At 72.2% G+C, this 14,475-nt stretch carries 13 protein-coding genes and 1 pseudogene; 6 read left to right on the forward strand and 8 right to left on the reverse strand.

Features of this window, described 5'->3' with window-relative positions; all coding sequences use genetic code 11:
* Positions 1–55 precede the first annotated feature (55 nt).
* Genes galT through galK form a run of 3 tightly spaced genes read left to right on the forward strand, consistent with a single transcriptional unit; the run spans position 56 to position 3,466 of the window.
* Positions 56–1,165, forward strand: a complete 1,110-nt coding sequence (gene galT / locus ACYVHU_RS10600; RefSeq protein WP_498948217.1) for a galactose-1-phosphate uridylyltransferase — start codon at positions 56–58, stop codon at positions 1,163–1,165.
* A gap of 34 nt (positions 1,166–1,199) precedes the next feature.
* Complete coding sequence (gene galE, locus ACYVHU_RS10605; protein ID WP_078761691.1) at positions 1,200–2,183, forward strand: UDP-glucose 4-epimerase GalE; 984 nt, start codon at positions 1,200–1,202, stop codon at positions 2,181–2,183.
* Positions 2,180–3,466 (forward strand): galactokinase, encoded by a 1,287-nt coding sequence (galK, locus tag ACYVHU_RS10610; protein ID WP_432936979.1) that lies wholly within the window; start codon positions 2,180–2,182, stop codon positions 3,464–3,466. The genes galE and galK overlap by 4 nt, the downstream gene beginning before the upstream one ends.
* Positions 3,467–3,485: 19 nt before the next feature.
* Here the strand turns inward: galK and ACYVHU_RS10615 are convergent, their stop codons facing one another.
* The gene (locus tag ACYVHU_RS10615; protein ID WP_078761693.1) at positions 3,486–3,695 is read right to left on the reverse strand and encodes a hypothetical protein; all 210 of its coding nucleotides are present in this window, start codon (positions 3,693–3,695) and stop codon (positions 3,486–3,488) included.
* Positions 3,696–3,824: 129 nt separating this feature from the next.
* Here ACYVHU_RS10615 and ACYVHU_RS10620 point away from each other — a divergent pair, with 129 nt between their 5' ends.
* Positions 3,825–5,075, forward strand: a complete 1,251-nt coding sequence (locus ACYVHU_RS10620; protein WP_078761694.1) for an LCP family protein — start codon at positions 3,825–3,827, stop codon at positions 5,073–5,075.
* Between the two features lie 329 nt (positions 5,076–5,404).
* On the opposite strand, the gene ACYVHU_RS10625 is transcribed toward ACYVHU_RS10620, so the two are convergent.
* Both ACYVHU_RS10625 and ACYVHU_RS10630 read right to left on the reverse strand, forming a co-directional pair.
* A complete protein-coding gene (locus ACYVHU_RS10625) occupies positions 5,405–6,622 on the reverse strand; it encodes an NADP-dependent isocitrate dehydrogenase (protein ID WP_078761695.1) in 1,218 nt (405 codons plus the stop codon).
* A gap of 202 nt (positions 6,623–6,824) precedes the next feature.
* Positions 6,825–7,106 (reverse strand): DUF3017 domain-containing protein, encoded by a 282-nt coding sequence (locus ACYVHU_RS10630; protein WP_235000938.1) that lies wholly within the window; start codon positions 7,104–7,106, stop codon positions 6,825–6,827.
* Positions 7,107–7,661: 555 nt separating this feature from the next.
* Between ACYVHU_RS10630 and ACYVHU_RS10635 the strand changes: the two genes are divergently transcribed.
* On the forward strand, positions 7,662–8,267 hold the full coding sequence (locus ACYVHU_RS10635; RefSeq protein WP_078761697.1) for an FHA domain-containing protein: 606 nt from the start codon (positions 7,662–7,664) through the stop codon (positions 8,265–8,267).
* A gap of 90 nt (positions 8,268–8,357) precedes the next feature.
* On the opposite strand, the gene ACYVHU_RS10640 is transcribed toward ACYVHU_RS10635, so the two are convergent.
* The 3 genes from ACYVHU_RS10640 to purN all read right to left on the reverse strand — a co-directional run bounded on the left by ACYVHU_RS10640 (position 8,358) and on the right by purN (position 11,584).
* Positions 8,358–9,209, reverse strand: a complete 852-nt coding sequence (locus ACYVHU_RS10640; RefSeq protein ID WP_078761733.1) for a bifunctional methylenetetrahydrofolate dehydrogenase/methenyltetrahydrofolate cyclohydrolase — start codon at positions 9,207–9,209, stop codon at positions 8,358–8,360.
* 153 nt (positions 9,210–9,362) lie between these two features.
* Positions 9,363–10,931 carry a bifunctional phosphoribosylaminoimidazolecarboxamide formyltransferase/IMP cyclohydrolase gene (purH, locus tag ACYVHU_RS10645; protein WP_078761698.1) on the reverse strand — a complete coding sequence of 523 codons (1,569 nt, stop codon included), beginning with the start codon at positions 10,929–10,931 and terminating at the stop codon, positions 9,363–9,365.
* The gene (gene purN / locus ACYVHU_RS10650) at positions 10,928–11,584 is read right to left on the reverse strand and encodes a phosphoribosylglycinamide formyltransferase (protein WP_268805296.1); all 657 of its coding nucleotides are present in this window, start codon (positions 11,582–11,584) and stop codon (positions 10,928–10,930) included. The genes purH and purN overlap by 4 nt, the downstream gene beginning before the upstream one ends.
* Before the next feature lie 296 nt (positions 11,585–11,880).
* On the opposite strand from purN, the gene ACYVHU_RS10655 reads away from it, so the two are divergent.
* Positions 11,881–12,297 (forward strand): hypothetical protein, encoded by a 417-nt coding sequence (locus tag ACYVHU_RS10655; protein WP_078761700.1) that lies wholly within the window; start codon positions 11,881–11,883, stop codon positions 12,295–12,297.
* Positions 12,298–12,306: 9 nt separating this feature from the next.
* Here ACYVHU_RS10655 and ACYVHU_RS10660 read toward each other — a convergent pair whose 3' ends face one another.
* Positions 12,307–13,824 (reverse strand): cell division protein PerM, encoded by a 1,518-nt coding sequence (locus ACYVHU_RS10660; RefSeq protein ID WP_394330049.1) that lies wholly within the window; start codon positions 13,822–13,824, stop codon positions 12,307–12,309.
* A 361-nt stretch (positions 13,825–14,185) separates the two neighbouring features.
* Positions 14,186–14,475: pseudogene (locus ACYVHU_RS10665) on the reverse strand (succinate--CoA ligase subunit alpha); the annotation flags it as partial.

Consider the following 14,475-nt stretch of genomic DNA (forward strand, 5'->3'; position numbering starts at 1 on the left):
AATTGATCGCAATGGATCGGTACCGAACGGTGTCGTTGTGGTTTAGATTGAAACCGTGCTCTCCTCCCAGGTCTGGCGTTCCACCGGCCGCCTCTCCGACGGGCGGGCCATCATCTACTACGACGAGTCCCCCGGCACCGGACGCGCCGACATCCCCGACCCCCGCCCCCTCCCCCCGTCCGCCCCGACGTGCGAGCTGCGGCGCGACCCGCTCCTCGACGAGTGGACGTCCCTGGCCGCGCACCGCCAGGACCGCACCTTCCTCCCTCCGGCCGACGCCTGCCCCCTCGACCCGGGGGGAGCCGGCCGGGCCTCGGAGATCCCCGCCCCCGACTACGACGTCGTCGTCTTCGAGAACCGTTTCCCGTCCCTGGCCCCTTCCCCCCTCCCCACCCCGGAGCAGGCCGACCCCGCGCTCGAAGCGCGCCCGGGTGCCGGACGCTGCGAGGTCGTCTGCTTCACCTCCGAGCACGAGGGCTCCTTCTCCCGCCTCGCGCCCCGGCGCGTCCGGACCTTGATCGAGGCGTGGGCCGACCGGACGGCGGCGCTCAACGCCCTGCCCGAGGTCGCGCACGTCTACCCGTTCGAGAACCGCGGCGAGGAGATCGGGGTCTCCCTCCACCACCCCCACGGCCAGATCTACGCCTATCCCTTCGTACCTCCGCGCATCGCCCGCATGCAGGCCACGGCCCGCCGGCATCGCGAACGGGCGGGGACGAACCTGTTCGACGATGTCGTGGCGGCCGAACGCGCCGCGGGACGGCGGGTGGTGGCCGAGGACGCCGAGTGGATCGCCCTCGTCCCCGCCGCGGCCCGCTGGCCCTACGAGATCCGCCTCTTCCCGCTGCGCAGGGTCCCCGACCTGCCCTCCCTCGACGACTCCCAGCGTGACGGGCTCGCCCGCCTCCTGCCCCGCCTCCTGGGCGCCTTCGACGCGCTGTTCGACACGCCCACCCCCTACATCGCGGCGTGGCACCAGTCCCCCGTGGACGCCTCGGGCGCCCATGACCCGGAGTTCGGTCTCCACCTCCAAGTGTTCACGGTCAGACGGGCCGCGCACCGGTTGAAGTACCTCGCCGGAGCCGAGTCCGGCATGGGCACCTGGATCAACGACGTCACACCGGAGACCGCCGCCGACCGGCTGCGCGGCGCCCTGGTGGCGTGACACCGACGCTTCACGAAAGGAAACGGGGTAGGCAATGAGGGTCCTGGTCACCGGGGGCGCCGGTTACATCGGCAGTGTGGTGGCGTCCCGCCTGGTCGAATCGGGGCACGACGTCGTCGTGCTCGACAACCTGTCGACCGGACACCGCGACGCGGTACCCGAGGGGGCGGCCTTCGTCGAGGGGGACGTGCGCGAGCACGCCGCCGCGATCCTGTCCCACGGGATCGACGCGGTGCTGCACTTCGCGGCGCGCTCGATCGTGCCGGAGTCCGTCGCCCACCCCGAGCTGTACTGGGAGGGCAACGTCGGCGTCTCCCTCGCCCTGTTGGAGGCCATGCGCGCCACGGGGGTGCGCGCCATCGTCTTCTCCTCCACCGCCGCCGTCTACGGTGAACCCGAGTCCGTACCGATCCCCGAAGAGGCGCCCGTACGGCCCACCAACCCCTACGGCGCCACCAAGGCCGCCATCGACGCCGCGCTGAGCGAGCACGCCCGCATGCACGGCATCGGCGCGGTGAGCCTGCGCTACTTCAACGTCGCCGGCGCCCACGGCCGCTTCGGGGAGCGCCACGCGACCGAGACCCACCTGATCCCGATCGTGCTCCAGGTCGCCCTGGGGCTGCGCGAGTCCGTCTCGCTCTACGGCGAGGACTACGCCACCGAGGACGGCACCTGCGTGCGCGACTACATCCACGTGACCGACCTGGCCGACGCCCACCTGCTCGCCCTGGGGCGCTGCGTGCCGGGGACCCACCAGATCTACAACCTCGGCAACGGAACCGGATTCTCCGTGCGCCAGGTCGTCGAGGTGTGCAGGGAGGTGACCGGGCATCCGATCCCGGCCGTCACCGCCGCGCGGCGTCCCGGTGACCCCGCGGTCCTCGTCGCCTCCGGCTCCCGCGCCCGGGAGGTGCTGGGCTGGCGTCCCCGGTATCCACGGCTGGAGCAGATCGTGTCCGACGCCTGGGCCTTCCACACCACGGCCATGGCCGGAAACCTTCCGGAGGACAGACTGTGAGACCGATACGTCGTCTGCTGTCGATGCTGGGACGGCGCTCCGCCCCTCCGTCGGCGGCCGCGACCACACCACAGCGGTGGCGGGTGAGCCCGAGCGTGGACGCCGACGAGCTCGCCGCCGCCTTCACCGCCGCCTACGAGGGGCTGGCCCCCGACGGGGTGTGGCGCGCGCCGGGCCGGGTCAACCTCATGGGAGAGCACACCGACTACAACGAGGGTCTGGTGCTGCCCCTCGCGCTGCCCTGGGGGGTCAGCGCGGCGCTCGCCCGCACCGATGACGGCGTGGTCGAGGCGCGCAGCGTCCAGCGGCCCGGCGAGACCGTCCGCTTCCACCCCCACGAACTGGCCGTCACACCCGACGGCCGCGGGTCCGTCGGCGGCTGGGGCGCCTATGTCGCCGGCGTGTTCTGGGCCCTGCGCGAGGCCGGCCACCTGGCCGGCCCTTCAGCGGGCGCCCGGCTGCTGCTCGACTCCGACCTGCCGGTCGGCGCCGCGCTGTCGTCCTCCGCGGCGCTGGAGTGCGCCACGCTGCTCGCCGTGGTGGACGCCTTCGGACTGGCCGACCTGGCCGGCGACCCGGTCGCCATGGCCCGCCTGGCCCGGCGCGCCGAGAACGACTTCGTCGGCGCGCCGACAGGGATCATGGACCAGAGCGCGTCCCTGCGCTGCTCGGCCGGTCACGCGTTCTTCCTCGACTGCCGTAGCGAGGGCGGGCGCGAGATACCGCTCGCCCTGGAGGAACACGACCTGCGGCTGCTCGTCATCGACACGCGGGTCCAGCACGCCCTCGCCGCGAGCGGCAGCGGCTACGCGGCCCGCCGCGCCGAGTGCGAGCGCGCCGCGCGCCTGCTCGGCGTCGCGGCGCTGCGCGACGTCGAGGACCTGCCGGGCGCGCTGCGCTCCCTGAGGGATCCGGTACTGCGCGGACGGGTCCAGCACGTGGTCACCGAGATCCACCGGGTCAACGCGACCGTGGGGCTGCTCCGCAGCGGACACCTTCCCGAGGTCGGCCGGGTCCTGACCGCCTCGCACCTGTCCATGCGCGACCAGTTCGAGATCTCCTGTCCCGAACTGGACACGGCCGTCGAAGCGGCGTGCGCGGCGGGCGCGCGCGGTGCCCGCATGACCGGCGGCGGCTTCGGTGGCAGCGCGATCGCCCTGGTCCCCCGGGACCGGTTGGCGGACGTGCGCGCCCGCGTGGCCAAGGCGTTCGTCGAGAAGGGGTGGCGGGAGCCGGAGTTCCGGGTCGCCGTCGCCGCCCAGGGAGCCCACCGGGTGCGCTGAGCCCGTGCCCGTCGTCCGCTCACCCCGCGCGGCGGGACGGCCTGCGGCGGACCGCGCGGCGCGCCACCTGCGCCGGGCCCGCGCCGTCCGTCCCGGCCGTCCTGGTTCCCGTCGCCTCGGCCGTCGGCCGGGCGTCACGGCCGGGCGCGCGCCGATACGCCGTGTGCCTGATCCGCGCCCGTAGCAGGCGGGGCTTGATGGGGTGGGCGACGGTGATCGTCTCGTCCATGGCAGGACCCTAGGGCCCGGTGGTGACAGCCGGCTCTCCCCTGTCCGCTCCGGAACCGAAATACCATGTGGCGAGTCCTACCGGACGCAACGACCCCACGCTGCCAGGAACGGATGGGCGACGAGAGCTATGGGTGACAGGCCAGACCCCCGTCAGCGAGGCCGCCGGGGAGCCGACGACCACGACCGCACCGGGGTGTTCCGTCGTCCCGCGGGCGGCGGGATGCCCGAGGAGATCGAGAGACTGTACCGGCCGCGCGGCTCCGAACAGCGTTCCGGAGCCTCCGAGCCCACGCGGCGTCTACCACGGACCCCGGCGGAGGAGGCGCGCGAGCGTCACCGCGCGTCCGGGGGCGGGTCCCGACCTCCCGGCGGAGGGCGGGGTGGCCGCGTCTACGACGGCTCGGGACGGGCCCGCCGCGACCGCGAGGAGCGGCGCCGGCGCCGGCGCCGGACGTGGACCATCGTCCTCGTCCTGCTGGTGGTGCTGCCCGCGGCGTTCTACCTGTGGGCCGACTCGCGGCTCCAGCGGGTCGAGGCGCTGCCCGACTACGAGGGCCGCCCCGACGACCAGCCCGGCACGACCTACATGATCGTCGGCTCCGACAGCCGCGAGGGCCTCAGCGACGAGGACATGAACGACCTGCGCACCGGCCGCGCCGAGGGCAAGCGCACGGACACGATCATGGTGCTGTACGTGCCAGACAGCGGCCGCCCCTCGATCATCAGCGTCCCACGCGACTCCTATGTCCCCATCCCCGGCATCGGCGAGAACAAGATCAACGCGGCCTTCTCCGACGCCCTCGGGGGTGGCCCCGCCACGCTCGTGCAATCCTTCGAACAGGCCAGCGGGGTGCGCGTGGACCACTACGTGGAGATCGGCTTCGCCGGGTTCGTCGACATCGTCGACGCGGTCGGCGGGGTCGAGATGTGTCCCGAGGAGCCGATGAGCGACCCCAAGGCAGGATTGGACATCCAGGCCGGCTGCCAGGAGATGGACGGTGCGACCGCGCTGGGGTACGTGCGCACGCGCGCCTCGGCACGCGCCGACCTCGACCGCATCCAGCGGCAGCGGGAGTTCTTCAGCGCGCTGGTCGCCAAGGCGACCTCCCCCGGGACCCTGCTCAACCCCTTCCGGGTGGTCCCGTTGGTCACCAGCGGCACCGCGACCTTCAACGTGGACGAGGGCGACCACCTGAGCGACCTCGCGGGAATGGCCCTGGCGATGCGCGAGGACCCCGCCACCACCGCGATCCCCATCGGTTCGACCCCGACCCTGGCGGTCGGTTCGGTGGTGCTGTGGGACGAGGCGCGCTCGGCGGAGATGTTCGCCGCCATGCAGGCGGGCGAGGAGATCCCCGAGTCCGCGATGCAGGAGTAGCCGGGCCCCGCCCGGCCCGCGTCGGACACGACCGCGGCGCCCGGGCCGGCACGTGGAAGGCCCGCCGTCCCGCGTAGCCGCGGGCGACGGGCCTTCGGCGGCGTGCCCGCACCGTGCACCTACCCCCCAGCGGACGCACGGCCGGCACGCCGGCTTGCGGGACGCTTTCTCGTCGTCATCTACGAGACTAGCCCGATCCGGGTCAACACCTCGGGTGACCTGGCCCAAAGCACGGCAATGCCGCGCCGGGCCCCGGCCGTCCCGAGCGTGGCGAAGGGCCGCCCCGTCCGCGATCCGGACGAGACGGCCCTGTCTCCTAGGGCGTGGGCCTAGGCCAGACGCTTCTGGAGGTTCTCGTCCAGCGCGGCGAGGAACTGCTCGGTGGTCAGCCACTCCTGGTCGCCGCCGACGAGCAGGGCGAGGTCCTTGGTCATCTGACCCCCCTCGACCGTCTTGATGACGACGTCTTCCAGCGTCGTGGCGAACTCGATCACCGCGGGGGTGTTGTCGAGCTTGCCCCGGTGCTCCAGACCGCGGGTCCAGGCGAAGATCGACGCGATCGGGTTCGTCGAGGTCGGCTTGCCCTGCTGGTGCTGACGGTAGTGGCGGGTGACCGTGCCGTGGGCGGCCTCGGCCTCGACCGTGCGGCCGTCAGCGGTGCGCAGGACCGACGTCATCAGGCCGAGCGAGCCGAAGCCCTGGGCGACCGTGTCGGACTGGACGTCACCGTCGTAGTTCTTGCAGGCCCAGACGTAGCCGCCCTCCCACTTCAGCGCGGCGGCGACCATGTCGTCGATCAGCCGGTGCTCGTAGGTGAGGCCGGCCGCCTCGAACTTGTCCTTGAACTCGTTCTCGAAGATCTCGGCGAACACGTCCTTGAACATGCCGTCGTAGGACTTGAGGATCGTGTTCTTGGTGGACATGTAGACCGGGTACTTGCGGTCGAGGCCGTAGTTGAAGCTGGCCCGCGCGAAGTCCTCGATGGACTTGCGGTAGTTGTACATGCCCATGGCGACGCCGCCGCCCTCGGGGAAGTTGGCGACCTCGAACTCGACCGGCTCGCCGCCGTCCTGCGGGGTGTAGGTCATCGTGACCGTGCCCGGGCCGGGGACCTTGAAGTCGGTCGCCTTGTACTGGTCGCCGTGGGCGTGACGGCCGATGATGATCGGCTTGGTCCACCCCGGGACGAGCCGCGGGACGTTGGAGGCGATGATCGGCTCGCGGAAGACGACGCCGCCCAGGATGTTACGGATGGTCCCGTTGGGCGAACGCCACATCTTCTTGAGGCCGAACTCCTCGACCCGCGCCTCGTCGGGCGTGATGGTGGCGCACTTGACGCCGACGCCGTACTCCTTGATGGCGTTGGCCGCGTCGACGGTGATCTGGTCGTCGGTGCGGTCGCGCTCCTCGATGCCGAGGTCGTAGTACTTCAGGTCGACGTCGAGGTAGGGCAGGATGAGCCGGTCCTTGATGAAGGACCAGATGATCCGGGTCATCTCGTCGCCGTCGAGCTCTACTACAGGGTTCTCAACCTTGATCTTGGCCATGGCTGTGTGGCTGTCCCTTCGTTTCGGCCGGTCGTCATGTGGCTGGAGGCCGCGCGCGCGACCCGCCGGATTCCACCGGAGCACCGCGCACCGCCCGTCCCCTGGCGAGGGCGCCGAACAGGCCCACCGCAGGAGGGGCCAGGCCGTGCGTCGACTTACCGCCGGTGCGGTATCTCGATATCAAGCTTATTCGAGGGCGAACCTACAGCTTCGGGGCGACCCAGGCCAACGCGATCAGCAGCACCGCAAGCGAGACGAGGGTGACGACGTCGATCCATCGCCGCCGCACCGCGAGCATGCCGACCCGCTCCGCGGGGAGGAAGCCCCGGAAGACCGCTCCCAGCAACAGCGCGCCGGCGATGAGGGCGGGCCCCCTCTTGAAATAGGCCGCCGCGACGACCACGATGCCCGCGGCCATGGTCGCCAGGACCAGGAAGTAGGGGACCTGGGACAGCCAGCCGGGGACCTCCGCGGGCGTCGACACGTCCGACGCGGGGTCCTCCTCGGGGGCTTCTCGGGGTGCTACCGCTACCTCCACCGTTTTTTGGCTCACCGTAAACCTCACGCTAGCGCACGCCTTGATGGGCCGGTCACTGTGGCGATGAGCACTGTGGCGCGGACCGGCCATGACCGATTATGCCTGGACCGAAACCGGACCAGCCGCAAGATCAGGGAACGAACGCAACGGTACGATTACACATCGTTACTGGCCACAGCTTCGGTGTTGAGGCGAGCCTACGCTCGCTTCAACTACGGCACTACCGAAACGGCCACAATCGGGTTCCACTAAAGCCTGACCGTATCTCCGTGAAATGCCTCTTAGCTCCCGAGATGGCGGCCTTACCCGGGAGTAAGAGCGTAGAAATGCCGAGGTCCGGGTAACCAGTGATGAGATGAGTGCCACGGTGAGCGAGGACAGCCCCCTATGAACCCCACTCAGCCAGCGACCCCCACACGGACCACCCCGACCTCCATGCACCCTGTCGCGCCCCGTCGCAACCAATCTCATCGGTCGCGCCCCAGTTTGGGAGGAACAACCGTGGACGGGCCCTACATACGGGTCGAGGAGAGCGGTGACATCCAGCCCCTGGGCGCCGAGGTCACCACCATCGGACGCGGACAGGGCGTCGACATCCGGCTCAACGACCCGAGTGTGTCGCAGTTGCACGCTGAGCTGGTGCGTCGTGGCCCCTACGTCTATGTCGTCGACCTCGGCCTCTCCCGCAACGGAACCCGCGTCAACGGCCGCCCCATCGCCCGCCGGGTCCTCGAAGAGGGCGACGTCATGAGTTTCGGGGCCGCCCGATGCAAGATCGGCGGACTGCCCCGCGAGGAGCTCAACCCCGAAGTGGAGCTGCGCCGCGGCGCGGCCCCCGAGCTCACCCGCCGCGAACTCGACGTCCTCACCTCGCTGTGCCGCCCCGCCCTGTCGGACGAGGCGTTCGTCGCCCCGGCCACCGCGCGGGAGATCGCCGAGGACCTGGTCGTCACCGAGGCCGCCGTCAAACAACACCTACTCAGGCTCTACCAGAAATTCCGCGTTCCCGAAGGCCCCAACCGACGCACCCGGCTCGCCAACGAGGTCGTCGCCCTGGGCCTGGTGCGCCCCATGCCGGTGATGGAACGCCGGCGCAAGGCGAGCTGACGACTCCGGGGCCTCACCGCCAGGAGGCCCCGCGAACGCGTGGACCACGGCGCCGGCAGGACCCCGCCTACCGCCGCCCGTCCACATCGGTCAGCCGACCTGACGCTCCGCCGCCTCGACCACGTTGACCAGCAGCATCGCCCGGGTCATCGGTCCGACCCCGCCGGGGTTGGGCGCGACGTGCCCGGCCACCTCGCGCACGTCGAGGGCGACGTCACCGACCAGTCCGGCCTCGGTCCGGGTGATGCCCACGTCCAGCACCGCCGCTCCCGGCTTCACCATGTCGGCCGTGATCAGCCCCGGAACCCCGGCCCCGGCCACCACGATGTCGGCCCGGCGAGTGTGCTCGGCGAGGTCGCGGGTGCCGGTGTGGCACAGGGTCACCGTCGCGTTCTCGCTGCGCCGCGTCAACAGCAGCCCCAGCGGCCGGCCCACCGTGACGCCACGCCCCACGACCACCACCTCGGCGCCCTTGAGCGGCACGTCGTAGCGGTTGAGCAGCTCCACGATGCCGCGCGGCGTGCACGGCAGCGGCGCCTGCTGCATCAACACCAGGCGCCCCAGGTTCGACGGCTGGAGACCGTCGGCGTCCTTGGCCGGGTCGATGAGCTCCAGCACCCGGTTCTCGTCGAGCCCCTTGGGGAGCGGGAGCTGCACGATGTACCCGGTGCAGGCGGGATCGGCGTTCAGCTCCTCGACGGCCGCCTCGACCTCGGCCTGCGTCGCCGTGGCCGGCAGGTCGCGGCGGATGCTGTGGATGCCGACCTCGGCGCAGTCGCGGTGCTTGCCCGCGACATAGGAGTGGCTCCCCGGGTCATCGCCCACCAGCACCGTGCCCAGGCCGGGGACAACGCCCTTGGCCCGCAGCGCGCTGACACGTTCCTTCAACTCCGCCCGGATCGCCGCGGCGGTCGCCTTACCATCGAGAATCTGTGCGCTCACGGTCCCCATTGTTCCACCCGCCTGCGGTGCCGCGTCGGAGAGATCGCCGAACCGCCCCCGCCGTTCCCCGATCCCCTTCGTGGGATCCTCCGATCTCCCGGGCACGCGACGGGGCCGCGGGTCCTCGCCCCGCGGCCCCGCGCCCCTGTCCGATCAGTGGAAGAAGTGCCGCGTACCGGTGAAGTACAGCGTCACACCGGCCCGCTCGGCCGCCGCGATGACCTCCTCGTCACGCACGGAACCGCCCGGCTCGACCACCGCGCGCACCCCCGCCTCGGTCAGCACCTCCAGACCGTCGGCGAAGGGGAAGAACGCGTCGCTGGCCGCGACCGAGCCGCGCACGCGCTCCCCGGCCCGCGAGACCGCCAGCCGGGCCGAGTCCACCCGGTTGACCTGTCCCATCCCCACTCCCACGGTGGCCCGGCCCGCCGCCAGCAGGATCGCGTTGGACTTGACCGAGCGCACCGCGCGCCAGGCGAACGCCAGGTCGGCCAGTGTCGCCTCGTCGGCCGGGGCCCCGGCCCGCAGCTCCCAGGCGGCCGGGTCGTCGCCGGGCGCGTCGATCGCGTCGACGGCCTGCAACAGCACGCCACCGCTGATCGCCCGCAGTTCCGGCCGGGCAGCGCGGTCCGGCGCCGTCACCTTCAACAGCCGGATGTTCTTCTTACGGGTCAGCACCTCGACCGCCGACGGCTCGAAGTCCGGGGCGACGACCACCTCGGTGAAGATCTCGGCGACCTGGTCGGCCATCTCCCGCGTCACCGGGCGGTTCGTCGCGATGACACCGCCGTAGGCCGAGACCGGGTCGCAGGCGTGCGCCTTGCGGTGCGCCTCGGCGATGTCGGCGCCCACCGCGATCCCGCACGGGTTGGCGTGCTTGATGATCGCCACACACGGGTCGGCGAAGTCGTAGGCGGCGCGCAGCGCGGCGTCGGCGTCGACGTAGTTGTTGTACGACATCTCCTTGCCGTGCAGCTGCTCGGCGCCGGCCAGGCCCTCGCCCGTGGACTCGCCGCTTCGGTACAGCGCCGCCTTCTGGTGCGGGTTCTCCCCGTAGCGCAGCGTCGCGGCACGCTCGTAGGCGACGGCCGTGAAGTCCGGCCATCCCGTCTCCCGCTCCACCTCGTCGGGAGCGTAGGACTCGGCGAACCAGGAGGCGACCGCCGCGTCGTAGGCGGCCGTGTGGGCGTAGGCCCGCGCCGCCAGCCGCTTGCGCTGGGCCGGCGTGAACCCGCCGGAGCGCACGGCCTGGAGCGCGTCACCGTACCCGGCGGGATCGACGACCACCGCCACGCTCGCGTGGTTCTTCGCCGCCGCGCGCACCATCGCCGGGCCGCCGATGTCGATCTTCTCGATGCACTCCTGCGGGGAGGCGCCCGAGGCCACCGTCTCGCGGAACGGGTAGAGGTTGACCACGACCAGATCGAAGGGCGCGATCCCGAGCTCCTCCAGTGTCGCCCGGTGCGCCTCCTTCGTCCGGTCGGCGAGCAGTCCCGCGTGAATGCCCGGGTGCAGGGTCTTGACCCGGCCCTCAAGGCACTCCGGGAACCCCGTCACGTTCTCGACCGGGACCACCTCGACCCCGGCGGCGGTCAGCCGCGCCGCCGTGGAGCCGGTGGAGACGATCTCCACCCCGGCCTCCGCGAGCCCACGGGCCAGCTCCTCCAGCCCGGTCTTGTCGTAAACGCTGATCAACGCACGCCGAACGGCCTGCTGGCTCACCGGTTCTCCTCTGTCGCGTAGCCGGGATCTTCGATACTTCCCCGCGGTTCGGCCGGCCGGCCGAACCGCACGTTGCGGTCCTGGAGGGTCCACCCCTCCCGGGCGAGGCGGCCCACGACGTCCACGAGCATTCCGCGCTCGACCGTCTTGATCCGCTCGTGCAGGGAGGCGACGTCGTCGTCGGGTTCCACCCGGACCGTGACCTGCTCGATGACGGGGCCGGTGTCCACGCCCTCGTCGACGAAGTGCGCCGTCGCGCCCGTCACCCGGACCCCGTAGGCGAGAGCGTCGCGGACGGCGTGCGCGCCGGGGAAGGCCGGCAGCAACGCGGGATGGATGTTGACCACCGCATAGCGGCCCACCACCTCGGGTCCGAGGATGCGCATGAACCCCGCGGAGACCACGAGGTCCGGCTCGTACTCGGCGATGCGATCGGCCAGCGCCGCGTTCCACTCGCCCCGATCGGCGTAGTCGGCGAACGCGGTGACGAACGTGGGGACTCCGGCTCGTCGCGCGTGGAGGAGGCCCGGAGCCTCACGATCGGCCCCGACCGCGACGATCGTCGCGCCGTAGCCCGGATCGGCGGCGGCGTCGAGCAGTGCGGCCATGTTGCTGCCCGTGCCGGAGATGAGGACGACTACTCGCGCCGACAGTGTGCTTCCTCCTCGTGGGAAAACGATGCGGGGACCGTCGGCCCCCGTTCCCGGGGGCGCGGTGCGAACGCGCGGCATCCGGGATGCGGGTACGCCATCGACAAAACGTGGCGGGGCGCTCCTGCGCCCCATCCGCTTGGACACCCTATCCCTACAGGTAGCGTCTACCCCAAGAGACCCACATCGGTGCGGGCGGCACCACGCAACGGAGACCGTCGGCGCCACCGCGCTCCGGGCTCGACCGAGCCGCCCGGGTCGATGCCATCAGCCCCTTCCTTCAGCAACAAGGAGCCCCAGTGACGAACGAGCCGTCCACGTCCCCGTCCGACGGGCAGCAGCCCACCGTGGAACGAGGCGGCCTGTGGGGTCTGTTCTTCGCCACCGCGGGTCTCCTGCTCCCGCCCTTCGGCGTGGTCCTGTCGGTCTTCGGCATCGTGCAGGGCCGTCGCGCCCGCAAGTCCGCCCGGGCCAACCGGGTCCCCGCCCCCGGAGCGGTGCTGAGCATGGTGCTGGGCTGGGCCGGCGTCCTGTTCTCCGCCGGCACCATGATCGGCTACCTGGTGTTCGGCGAGGAGATCGCCGCCTGGCAGGACTGCTCGGCGCGTTCGCACACCTCCGTGACGCAGGCCGAGTGCGACACCGCCCTGCGCGACGCGCTCGCCGAACGCGGCGTTCCCGCCGAGTACCTGCCGGCGCTGAGCGGCGCCCGGTAGCCGCCGCCGTCACCGGTCGGTGCCGGCGTCGCCCTCCTTGCCGGGACGGGACGCCGGCACCGCGGTGTCACGGTCGGCGGAGGGTCCGTCCGCCTCGTAGCTGATGCCGTAGAGCCCCTCGGCGTCCTCCCCGTCCTCGTCGTGGGAACCGCGTCGGCGCGCCTTCTGCGGCCACCGGAGCGGGAAGGGGATCCGCAGGGATCGGGGGCGCCGTGCCCACGTCCCCCGGGTCCTCTCGGGCTCCGTCGCGGGTTCGGCCGGCTCCGGCCGGACGCGGATGTGCCGCCAGTTGGCGAACCAGGCCGCGACCGCGGCGGCCACCCCCACTTCGAGCGCCACGACCAGTCCCACCTGCCAGGGCGACGGCCCGACCTCGGCGAGCCGCTGGGTCCCGAGCGGCCCGCCGGCCAGGAGCGCCAGCGCCGCGCACAGCGCGCCCGTGAGCAGTCCGCAGACGAACCCCCAGAGGGGGGCCGCCTCGCTGACCGCGGTGGGCGCGCTGCGCACCGTCAGCACTCCGCCGATGCCACCGGCCAGGAAGGGCGCGATGAGGGCGAACAGCGACAGGATCGGCGCCGGACCGCTGTCGGGCAGCACGGCGAGCACCGGCAGGTGCGGCAGGGGCCCCAGGACCACTCCGGTGGGCGCGACCGCGGTCCCGGTCCCCAGGGCGAACCCGGGGCCGGCCGCGTAGGACATTCCGAAGATCACCGCGTTGGGCAGGTAGAGCAGTTGCAGTAGGGCGAGGAGCACACCGCCGACCGGACCTGGCTCCAGCCCGCGCGTCATCTCGACGACCTCGCCGAAGGACGTCGCCAGCGCGACGAGGAACAGCAGCGCGCCGACCGCGAGGAGGACGGCGGTGGCGCTGAGGGTCCCGGCCAGCAGGGAGCGGGGCCGGGCCGGCATGATGCCCGACAGCTGGCGCCAGGCGATGCCCTTGTCCTTGAGCAGCCTGCGCAGCACCCCCAGCCCTCCGGCCAGGAACGCCAGCACGAACCCGTCGATGAGCGACTGGGTCATGTCGGGGCGCACGTCCTCGGTCCGGCCCACGAGCGCGAGCGTCCCCGCGATGGCCGCGTAGGGTCCGGCGAGCGCCAGCGCGGCCCGGAAGGCGTGGCGCAGCCTCGGCAGGTGACAACTGCGCGCCAGCCACTGGCCCGCCCGGTAGAGCAGCAGCCCGGGCAGCACGACCAGGCCGATCGGGAGAAACCCGAGGTGGCCCCCTGGGATCTCGACCCCCACGTGGTGGCCGACGAGCCACGCCTGGACCGCGACGCGGAACACGTCGCCGATGTCCTCCCCGAAGCTCGCGTGCGGCGCCGCCACCCAGCCCACCAGCATGAGCGTGGTGAGCGTGGCCAGGCCGATCCCGGCGGCCCAGGCCGCGCCCAGGCCGCCGGAGGCGTAGAGCTTGCGGGCGTCCTCGCTCACCGGTGTGGCCGCGGCCGGGGTGCCTGCGGGCGGGCGGCGTCCGGTGGCGTGGGGTCCGTCACGGTGCACAGGGGGTCCAGGGGGCGCGCTCACGCCTCCATGGTCGCAGCCGCCGGGTCGGACCGCCCGTTGCCGCCCCTGGCGTGTCGGAGGCTCCGGGATCCGCGGGGGAACGGCGGGAGATGGCCGCAGACGGCTCTGAGTGTCCGTCTCGCGCCTTGTCAGCCGTCAGGCGCCGGGGTTGCCGCTGGGCCGGCCGTGCCGGCCGCGAGGAGCGGATGAGGCCTCGGCCCGGCCCTACCGTGCCGGCGGCACGGCCGTGGGGAACGCGCGTCCGCGCCGCGCGGTGGATCTCCCCAGCCGAAGGCGCGGAGCGCGCGGTCTGCCCGACACACGACGGAGCCCGCCGCGAACGTGTCGCGGCGGGCTCCGTGGGATGCGGTCCCGGCTGTCGTCAGAACAGCTCGCGAGCGAGCTTGGCCGTCTCGCTGGGAGTCTTGCCGACCTTGACGCCGGCGGCCTCCAGGGCCTCCTTCTTCGCCGCGGCCGTGCCGGAGGACCCCGACACGATCGCCCCGGCATGCCCCATCGTCTTGCCCTCCGGCGCGGTGAACCCTGCCACGTAGCCCACCACCGGCTTGGTCACATTGGCCTTGATGAACTCCGCCGCACGCTCCTCGGCGTCCCCACCGATCTCACCGATCATCACGATCGCGTCAGTGTCGGGGTCGGCCTCGAACGCCG

This window comes from Marinactinospora endophytica (assembly GCF_054780875.1).

Excerpts from the sequence above, each read along its gene's own strand:
- ACYVHU_RS10625 (WP_078761695.1), bottom strand. The coding sequence starts at position 6,622 with ATGGCCAAGATCAAGGTTGAGAACCCTGTAGTAGAGCTCGACGGCGAC.
- ACYVHU_RS10615 (WP_078761693.1), bottom strand. The coding sequence starts at position 3,695 with ATGGACGAGACGATCACCGTCGCCCACCCCATCAAGCCCCGCCTGCTA.
- galE (WP_078761691.1), top strand. The coding sequence starts at position 1,200 with ATGAGGGTCCTGGTCACCGGGGGCGCCGGTTACATCGGCAGTGTGGTG.
- ACYVHU_RS10620 (WP_078761694.1), top strand. The coding sequence starts at position 3,825 with ATGGGTGACAGGCCAGACCCCCGTCAGCGAGGCCGCCGGGGAGCCGAC.